At 76.4% G+C, this 9,178-nt stretch carries 8 protein-coding genes and 2 pseudogenes; 5 read left to right on the forward strand and 5 right to left on the reverse strand.

What is annotated here, in order from left to right:
- Together WCS02_RS14135 and WCS02_RS14140 are read right to left on the reverse strand one after the other, a co-directional pair.
- A pseudogene (locus tag WCS02_RS14135) lies at positions 1 to 306 on the reverse strand (hypothetical protein); the annotation flags it as partial.
- On the reverse strand, positions 303 to 1,061 hold the full coding sequence (locus WCS02_RS14140; protein ID WP_340294315.1) for an alpha/beta hydrolase: 759 nt from the start codon (positions 1,059 to 1,061) through the stop codon (positions 303 to 305). The pseudogene WCS02_RS14135 and the gene WCS02_RS14140, both read right to left, overlap by 4 nt.
- Positions 1,062 to 1,223: 162 nt before the next feature.
- Between WCS02_RS14140 and WCS02_RS14145 the strand changes: the two genes are divergently transcribed.
- From WCS02_RS14145 to WCS02_RS14155, 3 genes are read left to right on the forward strand one after another with little or no spacing between them, the layout of a single operon-like run.
- On the forward strand, positions 1,224 to 2,201 hold the full coding sequence (locus WCS02_RS14145; RefSeq protein WP_376984116.1) for a lysophospholipid acyltransferase family protein: 978 nt from the start codon (positions 1,224 to 1,226) through the stop codon (positions 2,199 to 2,201).
- Positions 2,198 to 3,580, forward strand: coding sequence for a class II 3-deoxy-7-phosphoheptulonate synthase (locus tag WCS02_RS14150; protein ID WP_376984129.1), 1,383 nt, complete (start codon positions 2,198 to 2,200; stop codon positions 3,578 to 3,580). Before WCS02_RS14145 ends, WCS02_RS14150 begins: the two co-directional genes overlap by 4 nt.
- Positions 3,577 to 4,659 carry a threonine aldolase family protein gene (locus tag WCS02_RS14155; protein WP_340294319.1) on the forward strand — a complete coding sequence of 361 codons (1,083 nt, stop codon included), beginning with the start codon at positions 3,577 to 3,579 and terminating at the stop codon, positions 4,657 to 4,659. The genes WCS02_RS14150 and WCS02_RS14155 overlap by 4 nt, the downstream gene beginning before the upstream one ends.
- Positions 4,660 to 4,750: 91 nt before the next feature.
- On the opposite strand, the gene WCS02_RS14160 is transcribed toward WCS02_RS14155, so the two are convergent.
- On the reverse strand, positions 4,751 to 6,946 hold the full coding sequence (locus WCS02_RS14160; protein ID WP_340294321.1) for a Stk1 family PASTA domain-containing Ser/Thr kinase: 2,196 nt from the start codon (positions 6,944 to 6,946) through the stop codon (positions 4,751 to 4,753).
- A gap of 65 nt (positions 6,947 to 7,011) precedes the next feature.
- On the opposite strand from WCS02_RS14160, the gene WCS02_RS14165 reads away from it, so the two are divergent.
- Positions 7,012 to 7,467 (forward strand): Rv2175c family DNA-binding protein, encoded by a 456-nt coding sequence (locus tag WCS02_RS14165; protein WP_340294323.1) that lies wholly within the window; start codon positions 7,012 to 7,014, stop codon positions 7,465 to 7,467.
- On the opposite strand, the gene WCS02_RS14170 is transcribed toward WCS02_RS14165, so the two are convergent.
- Positions 7,436 to 8,428, reverse strand: coding sequence for a phytoene/squalene synthase family protein (locus WCS02_RS14170; protein WP_340294325.1), 993 nt, complete (start codon positions 8,426 to 8,428; stop codon positions 7,436 to 7,438). The two genes, WCS02_RS14165 and WCS02_RS14170, sit on opposite strands and share 32 nt — an antisense overlap.
- A 65-nt stretch (positions 8,429 to 8,493) precedes the next feature.
- Between WCS02_RS14170 and WCS02_RS14175 the strand changes: the two genes are divergently transcribed.
- Positions 8,494 to 8,892 carry a DUF4180 domain-containing protein gene (locus WCS02_RS14175; protein WP_340294327.1) on the forward strand — a complete coding sequence of 133 codons (399 nt, stop codon included), beginning with the start codon at positions 8,494 to 8,496 and terminating at the stop codon, positions 8,890 to 8,892.
- Between the two features lie 24 nt (positions 8,893 to 8,916).
- Here WCS02_RS14175 and WCS02_RS14180 read toward each other — a convergent pair.
- Positions 8,917 to 9,178, reverse strand: a pseudogene (locus WCS02_RS14180) (hypothetical protein); the annotation flags it as partial.

The following is a 9,178-nucleotide window of genomic DNA, read 5'->3' on the forward strand; positions in this document are numbered from 1 at the left end:
CCGGTGCAGCGACGTGCCGGACGAGCGGCCCGGGCCCGGCGCGCCGGCGTCGGTGCCGTCGCCGCGGGAGGAGTCGGCGTCCTCCGCCGTGCCGTCAGACCTCTCGCCCGTGCGCCCCTCACCCGTGCGCCCCTCGCCCGTGCGCCCCTCGCCCGTGCGCCCAGCGCCGTCGCCCCGGTCGTCGACGACCCGCGGGGGCGCGGGCTCCCCGTCGTGGAAGTGGGCGACGATGTCGGCGAAGCGGGCGTCGACGTCCAGCGGGTGCTCCCCGCCGTCGGTGCCGCGGCTGGCGTCCGGGCCGCTCATGCCGGCACCGGCGCCGTGACCCGGCCGACGAAGGCCAGCGAGCGCTCGTGGATGGTCGGCGCGTCGTGGTCCAGCGTGGCCACGTGGTAGGAGTCGGCGAGCACGACGTCGGTGACGTCGGAGGACGACACCCCGGCCAGCACGGCCGCCGAGGACGACGGCGGCACCACGTGGTCCTGCGGGCTGTGCAGGAGCAGCAGCGGCGCGCCCACCCTGGGCAGGTCCGCCCTCACGGTGCCCAGCAGCCCCGTGAACGACGCGGCGGCGTGCAGCGGGGTGCGGTCGTAGGCCAGCTCGACGGGACCCTCCTTGCGGACGTCGTTCCCGATGCCGGGGAACGACCCGACGAGGTGGCGCAGGACGGGCAGCAGCACGAGGCGGCGGTCCTCGAGCAGGACGGCCGGGTTGACGAGCACGAGGCCCTCGAGCAGGTCGGGGTGCTCCTGCGCCAGGCGCAGCGCGAGCGCCCCGCCCATGGACAGCCCGCCGACGACCACGCGGTGCCCGGAGGCGACGAGGCCGAGCAGCTCGCGCTCGGCGACGGCGTACCAGTCTGGCCACCGGGTCAGGTTGAGCTCCTGCCACGTGGTGCCGTGGCCGGGCAGGCGCGGCAGGCGCACCGTGAGCCCCGCCGCGGCGTGGTGCTCGGCCCAGTCGCGCAACGACTGCGGCGAGCCCGTGAAGCCGTGCAGCAGGAGGACGGCGACGTCGCCGCCGTCTGCCTGGAACGGCTCTGCTCCGGGGAGGATCGGCACACGCCATCCTCGCACGGGCGGGGTCCCCGCGACCATGAGACCGGGCAGGTCGTGGGCAGGTCGCCGGAAGGTCGCCGGAAGGTCGCCGGGAGCTCGCCGGGAGGTCGCAGGAAGGTCGCCGGAGGTCCCCGCCGGGAGGCCAGGTGTGACAGCATCCGCCGGATGACGGTGTGGTTCTACTGGGCGGTGAAGACCGTCCTCGGTCCGGTGCTGCGGTCGCTGTTCCGGCCGTGGGTCCGTGGCGGGGAGCACGTCCCGACCACCGGCGGCGCCATCCTCGCCTCCAACCACCTGTCGTTCTCCGACTCGATCTTCCTGCCGCTCATGCTCAAGCGGCGCGTGACCTTCCTCGCCAAGGCGGAGTACTTCACCGGCACGGGCGTCAAGGGCCGCGCCAAGGCGCTGTTCTTCCGCGGCGTCGGCCAGCTGCCCGTGGACCGCAGCGGCGGCAAGGCGAGCGAGGCCGCCCTGCGCTCGGGCCTGCGCGTGCTGCGCCGCGGCGACCTGCTCGGGATCTACCCCGAGGGGACGCGCTCGCCGGACGCCCGCCTGTACCGCGGCAAGACCGGCGTGGCGAAGATGGCCCTGGACAGCCGGGTGCCCGTCATCCCGGTGGCGATGATCGGCACCGACAAGGTGCAGCCGATCGGGCGGAAGCTGCCGAGCATCCACCGGGTCGGGATCATCATCGGCCGCCCGCTCGACTTCTCCCGCTACGACGGGATGGCCGACGACCGCCACGTCCTGCGCTCGGTCACCGACGAGATCATGTACGAGCTCATGCGGCTGTCCGGCCAGGAGTACGTCGACGAGTACGCCGCGGTCGCCAAGGAGCGGATCGCCGCGGAGAAGCGCGCACGCGTCGTCGGCGACGTCCTGGGCACCGTGGAGCGGCTCACCGGGCGCGACACCTCGCGCCTGTCGGAGCGCCTGTTCGGCGACGACCTGTCCCCGGGCGACTACACGGGGCAGCCGGACCCGGACGAGGTCCCCGCACCCGCCCCGGTCGAGGACCCCGCCCCCGAGGACGCCGCCGTGACCGTCGTCGAGGACGACGCGGCGGCCGACCGTGCGCTGGCGGACGACCGCGCGCTGCCGGACGGGCCGGCCGGGCACCGCGCGCCGGACGTCCCCGCCTGAGGGCCCAGCAGCCGGACCGCGCCCGAGGGGTCCCCGGACCGGCCTACCCTGGGTCGGTGACCCTGACCTGGCCCGACGACCTGGTGGCCGCCCAGCAGCCGTCCTGGGGCGGTACCGACGCCCTCTCCGCCGCGACCGCGGAGCTGCTCACCTACCCGCCGCTGGTGTTCGCCGGCGAGTGCGACAACCTGCGCGAGCGCCTCGCCGCCGCGGCCCGGGGCGAGGCGTTCCTGCTCCAGGGCGGCGACTGCGCCGAGACCTTCGCCGACGCCACCGCCGACGCGATCCGCCGCCGCGTGAAGACCATCCTCCAGATGGCGGTCGTGCTCATGTACGGCGGCGGCCTGCCCGTGGTGAAGATGGGCCGCATGGCGGGGCAGTTCGCCAAGCCCCGCAGCAACGACACCGAGACCCGCGAGGGCGTGACGCTGCCGGCCTACCGGGGCGACGCCGTGAACGCCTACGAGTTCACCGAGGCCGCGCGTGCCCACGACCCGCAGCGGCTGGTCCGGGCGTACCACACGGCCGCCTCGACGCTGAACCTCATCCGCGCCTTCACCACCGGCGGGTTCGCCGACCTGCGCCAGGTGCACGAGTGGAACCGCGGCTTCACCAGCAACCCGGCCAACGCCCGCTACGAGGTCGTCGCCCGCGAGATCGACAAGGCGATGCGCTTCATGGCCGCGTGCGGCGCGGACTTCGACGCGCTGCGGGGCGTGGAGTTCTTCGCCAGCCACGAGGCGCTGCTGCTGGACTACGAGCGGGCCCTCACCCGCACCGACTCCCGCACCGGCCTGCCCTACGCCACGTCGGCGCACTTCGTCTGGGTCGGCGAGCGGACGCGCGAGCTCGACGGCGCGCACATCGAGCTGGCCGCGCGGGTGCAGAACCCGGTCGGCGTCAAGCTCGGCCCGAAGACCAGCCCGGACGACGCCCTCGCGCTCATCGACCGGCTCGACCCGGACCGCACCCCGGGCCGGCTGACGTTCATCACGCGGATGGGCGCCGGCAAGATCCGCGACGTGCTGCCCGCCGTGGTCGAGAAGGTCCGCTCCTCCGGCGCGCAGCCGCTGTGGATCACCGACCCGATGCACGGCAACACCTTCGAGTCGGCGAGCGGCTACAAGACCCGCCGCTTCGACGACGTCATCGACGAGGTGCGCGGCTTCTTCGAGGTGCACCGCGCCCTCGGCACCGTGCCCGGCGGGCTGCACGTGGAGCTCACCGGCGACGACGTCACCGAGTGCATCGGCGGCTCGGACGAGATCTCCGACGCCGCGCTCGCCACCCGGTACGAGTCGGTCTGCGACCCCCGCCTCAACCACCAGCAGAGCCTGGAGATGGCGTTCCTCGTCGCCGAGATGCTCGGCCAGCGGTGAGCGCCCCCCCCCGCCCGGGCACGGTCGACCTGCGCTCGGACACCCTCACCGCGCCGACGCCCGCCATGCGCGAGGCGATGGCGTCGGCGCTGGTGGGCGACGACGTGTACGCCGAGGACCCGACGCTGCACGAGCTGGAGGAGCGCACCGCCGCCCTGCTGGGGCACGAGGCCGGCCTCTTCTTCCCCACGGGGTCGATGGCCAACATGGTGGGCGTCCGGCTCCTCGTCGAGCCCGGCCAGGAGCTGCTGGCCGACGTCCTGTCCCACGTGCTGCGGGCCGAGCTGGGCGGCCACGGCGCCCTGGGCGGGATCACCTCCCGCACATGGTCCGACGGGCTCGTGGACGGCACGAGCCCCGGACGCACCCTCGACGCCCGGGTGCCGCTGGCGCTCATGGCCCCGGACGCCGGCCCGCACCTGGTCTCCACCGCCGCGGTGGCCGTGGAGAACACCCACAACTTCGGCGGCGGCACGGTCCAGCCGCTCGAGCAGCTGCAGGCCCTGCGCGCGGGGACGGCCGAGGCGGGCGTGGCCGTGCACCTGGACGGGGCGCGGCTGTGGAACGCCCACGTCGCGACCGGGGTGCCGCTGGCCGTCTACGGCGGGCTGTCGGACACGGTGTCGGTCTGCTTCTCCAAGGGCCTCGGCGCCCCCGTCGGCTCGGTGCTCGTCACCACCGCCGACCGGATCGCGCGCGCCCGGGTGCTCCGCAAGCGCTACGGCGGCGGGATGCGCCAGGCCGGGGTCCTCGCGGCCGCCTGCCTGCACGCCCTGGACCACCACGTCGACCGGCTGGCCGAGGACCACGTCCGCGCCCGCCGCCTCGCCGAGGCCTGCGCCGCGGCGATGCCCGGCTCCGTCGTCCCGGCGGCGGTCGAGACCAACATCGTCGTGCTCCGCACCCACGACGTCCCCGCGGCCGCCGTCGCCGCGGCCGCCGCCCGGCAGGGTGTGCTCGTGTCGGCCCTCGGGCCCCGCGTGGTCCGCGCCGTCACCCACCTCGACGTCGACGACGCGGCGGTGGACCGGGCGTGCGAGGTGCTGTCGGGCGTGCTCGCGGGGGCCGTCGCCGCCTGAGGCCGCGGCGGCCGGGGTCCTGCCCGGTCACTGCCGGGGAGGCCGCCGGTCGCTGCCCTGGACGCCCGCCCGGGGCCGTCCCGCCGGCGGGTCAGAAGGTCGTGACGACGACGGTGGAGCCGGGCGGGACGGCTGTCCCCGCGGCCGGGTCCTGGCTCACGACGCGGCCGAAGACGTCGGACCCGCGCCGCTCGACGACGAGGCCGGCCTCCTCCAGAGCCGCGGCGGCGTCGGCGAAAGGCCGCTCGAAGACGTCCGGCACCTCGACCGGCTCCGGCCCGCGCGACACGACGACGGACACCTGGGCCCCCGGCGGCAGCGTGCCGTCCTCGGGGTCCTGGGCGACGACCGTGCCGTCGGGGGCGTCGTCGTAGCGCTCGTCCTCCGCGCCCAGGCGCAGGCCGTCCGCCTCCAGGGCCCCGCGTGCCTCGGCCACCGTGCCGCCGGTGAGGTCGGGCACGGCGACCGGCTCGGGCCCGCGGCTGACGAGCAGGGCGACGGGCGACCCGGTCCGCAGCCCCTCGCCCGCGGGCGGGGTGCTGGCCACGACGCGCCCGGCCCCCACCTGCGGGTCGAACGCCTCCGTGACCTCCCCGAGGGCCAGGCTGGCCCCGGCGAGCGCCTTGGTGGCCTCGGCGAGGGTGCGGCCGCGCAGGTCCGGGACGTCGTGGAGCCGGGGGCCGCTGGAGACGACGAGGACCACCGTGCCGTTCTTGTGCACCGTCCGGCCGGGGTCGGGCCGGGTGCCGACGACCTCGCCGGGCGGCGCCACCTCGTCGGGCTGCGGCGTGGTGGAGGAGGCGATACCGAGCGCGTCGAGCTGGGCGGCGGCGGCCTCGGCGGTGCGGCCCCGCAGGTCGGGGACGTCGCGCTGGGCGCCCGGCCCGGCCTCGGTCCACCACAGCGCCGCCCCCGCCACGAGGCTGGCGAGCAGCAGGACCAGCAGGACGGCGCCCGACCCGGGCAGCCGCCGGCGCCGCCGGGGCAGGACGGCCGTGGCGCCCGACGGGCGGGAGCCACCACCGGCCCTGTCCCACGGCTGCCCACCGCTCCGGCCTGTCGGGCCGCCCCAGCCGGCCGCGCCGTCCCGGCCGGCCGCGCCGTCCTGGTCGTCCTCCGCGCCGTCCCCGCCGTCCCAGCCGTGCTCGCGGGCATCTGGTGAGGGGTCGAGGTCGCGTACGGCTGCCGACGGGTGGGTCCGCAGCACCTCCTGCCAGCCGGGGTCCGGGCCCTGCCGGTCGGACGCGTCCCACCCGTCGTCCCCGTCGTCCGCGTCGTGGCCGTCGTAGCGGTCCTGCCGGTCGTGGCGTGGGGCGGCCGGCGCCAGGGTCGCCGTGCCGGCCACGGTGGCGCCCCGGCGCGGGATCACGCCCGTGGCGCCGTCGTGCGGTGCGGCGGCAGGGCTTTCGCCGACCGGGTCGGGACGGGCGTCGAGGACCTCCGGCAGCAGGGCCGCCCAGGACCGGCGGACCTCGGCGAGCATCTCGGCGGCGCCCGGCGTCCGGCGGGCGGGGTCGCGGCGGCAGGCGTGCGCCACCACCTGGTCGACGGCCGGCGGCAGGAGGGGCGCCCAGCGCGAGGGCGGCGGGACGTCGGTGGTGACGTGGGCCCACACCACCTGGAACGGCACCTCGCCGGTGTGCGGCTGCCGGCCGGTGAGGAGCTCGAACAGGACGACCCCGGCGGAGTAGACGTCGGAGCGGGCGTCCACCCGGCCGTCCTGGGCGGTCTCCGGGGCCAGGTAGGCGGGCGTGCCCAGGAGCGAGCCGGTGGCGGTACGGTCGGTGGTCGTGGCCCGGGCGAGCCCGAAGTCGGTGACGGCGTAGGAGCCGTCACGGGTGACGAGGACGTTCTCCGGCTTGACGTCGCGGTGGACCAGGCCCGACCGGTGGGCCTCGGCGAGGGCGAGCAGCAGCGGCTCGACGACGTCGAACGCCTCGGCCGGGGTGAGCGCGCCGCGCTCGCGGAGCACGTCTCGCAGGGTGCGCCCGGGCAGCAGCTCCATGGCCAGCCAGACCACGTCGCCGTCCTCGCCCTGGTCGTGGACGGCAACCACGGCACGGTGGGACAGCGACGCGGCGGCGCGGGCCTCGGCCCGGAACCGGGCGACCAGGTCGGGTGACCCCGCCAGGTGCGGGTGCATGACCTTGAGCGCGACGTCGCGGCCCAGGCGGGTGTCCTCGGCGCGGTAGACGGTCGCCATCCCGCCGCCGGCCACCCGCGCCCGGACGCGGTAGCGCCGCGCCACGAGGCGTCCCACGAGGGGGTCGCGGGCGGGTGCGTCCACGGCCGGAGTCTAAGGAGGCCCTGCTGGGGAGCCGGTCAGGCGCGGCGGGCGCGTACCCTCTCGCCGTGGCCCGCTCCCGTGAACGACGCCCCCGGACCCTGACCGCCCCCGGCCTGCAACCGGCACCCGAGGAGACCGTCGACCCCGATGAGCTCGCGGCCCTCGAGGCGCTCGTCGGCGACTGGCTCGACCTGCCCACGGTGGCCGAGGTCCTCGGCCGCGACTTCCTGAAGGTGCGCCAGCTCGTCGCCGAGGGCGAGCTCGCGGCGGTCCGCGTGGGCGGGGTGCTCAAGGTGCCGGCGCTGTTCGTCGTCGCCGGTGCCGACGGGGCCCCGGGCACCACGCTGCCGGACCTCCGGGGCACCCTCACCCTGCTGTCCGACGCGCGCTACACGACCGCCGAGGCCGTCCGGTGGCTCTTCACGCCGGACAGCACCCTCGTCGAGGGCCGCCCGGTCGACACCCTGCGCGCCGGCCGCAAGACCGAGATCAGGCGTCGCGCGCAGGCGCTGGGGTTCTGAGCCCGTCCCTGCCGACGTCCGGCGGCGGGGTCTCCCGCGCCGCCCGGGCCCGCGCCCGGTAGGCCCGGGCCAGGCCCGGCACCGCGACCTGCAGGCGGCGGGGCAGCGGTACGCCGACGCGCTGGCGCAGCACCTGGTAGTCCGCCCGCTCGACCGCGCCGAGGATGCCGCCGTACAGCTCGAACGCCGTCCGCATGCAGTCGCGCGAGGTCGGGTCGAGCATGTCGATGCCCGCCTCGGCGTAGGCGTACAGCGCCCTGGTCCGCTCGATCTCGAACTGCAGCAGGCGCCGCACCGGGAGGGTCACCTCGCCGGCGGCCAGGTCGGCCGTGGTCACCCCGAACAGCTCGAGGTCCTCCTGCGGCAGGTACACCCGGCCGCGCTTGAGGTCCTCGCCGACGTCCCGGATGAAGTTGCTCAGCTGGAAGGCCTCGCCCAGCGCCCGGGCGCGGGGGGCGGCCTCGGGGGTGAGCGGCTCCAGGACCGGCAGCATCTGCAGCCCGATGACCGCGGCCGAGCCGTACATGTAGTGCTCGAGGTCGGCGTAGGTGCGGTAGCCGGTCTCGGTGATGTCCATCCGCATGGACTCCAGGAACGCCTCGACGTGCGCACGGGGGATGCCCCAGCGGCGCATGGTGTCCTCCATGGCCGCGCCCACGGCGTCGCCCGCCGGGTCGACGCCCGGGGGCTGCAGCGGGTCGGTCTGGAGCCGGTCGAGGAACGCGTCGCCCCAGCGGACCAGGGCCAGCGGGTCCGGGTCGGTGAGGGAGTCGACGAACTCGTCGGCGTAGCGGGCGAAGCCGTACAGCGCCCAGACGTAGGGCCGCTTGGCCCGCGGCAGCAGGAGCGTCGCCAGGTAGTACGTCTTGCCGTGGCCGGCGTGCAGCTGGCGGCACGTCTCGTACGCCACCCGCAGGGCGGGGTCGGTGATGCCGGCCGCGTCGAGGTCCTTGGTGCTCACGGGGCGATCCTGCCGCAGGAAACCCTCTCGTCCGACCCGGCCCCGCCGGTCTAGCGTCGCCGTCCGTGGACACGGGGACCCGCGTGGAGGACAGGCACGGCCTGAGGCTGCTGCGCCTGGACGGCCGCACGACGGTGGTGGCGACCTCGGACGACGTGTCCGACCTCGTGGGCGGTGCGTGGGCGGCCGGCGCCGACGTGGTGGTCGTCCCCGTGGAGGGGGTGGCGCCGGCGTTCTTCGACCTGCGCTCGGGCCTGGCCGGCGACGTGCTGCAGAAGGTGACGAACTACCACGTGGTCCTCGCCGTCCTGGGAGACGTCTCGGCCCTCACCGCGGCGAGCACGTCGCTGCGGGACCTGGTGCGGGAGACCGACCGCGGGGTGCACGCCTGGTTCGTGCCGGACGACGCCGCGCTGGACGAGCGGCTGCAGCGCCTGGCGGCCTCACGCGCCGCGCGGGGCTGACGGGCAGACCGGGCTCCCGGGGGCTCAGGTCCAGGGGCGGTGGGAGCGGGCTCCCCAGTAGGCGGCCGGCTGCTCGGCCAGGGTGGCGAGCTCGTCGAGGACCTCGGCCGGGACCGCGAGGACGGTCGCGGAGGCGTTGCTGCGGACCTGGTCGGGCGTGACCGCACCGGACAGGACCACACCGGCCCACGGCTGCCCCAGGGCGGCGGCGACGGCCAGGGCGTCGGTGCCCACCCCGAGGGAGGCCGCGAGGTCGGCCGCGCGCCGGGCGCCGGGGGAGCCGTCG

Origin of the sequence: Aquipuribacter hungaricus, from assembly GCF_037860755.1 — a bacterium.
GTDB lineage: Bacteria > Actinomycetota > Actinomycetes > Actinomycetales > JBBAYJ01 > Aquipuribacter > Aquipuribacter hungaricus.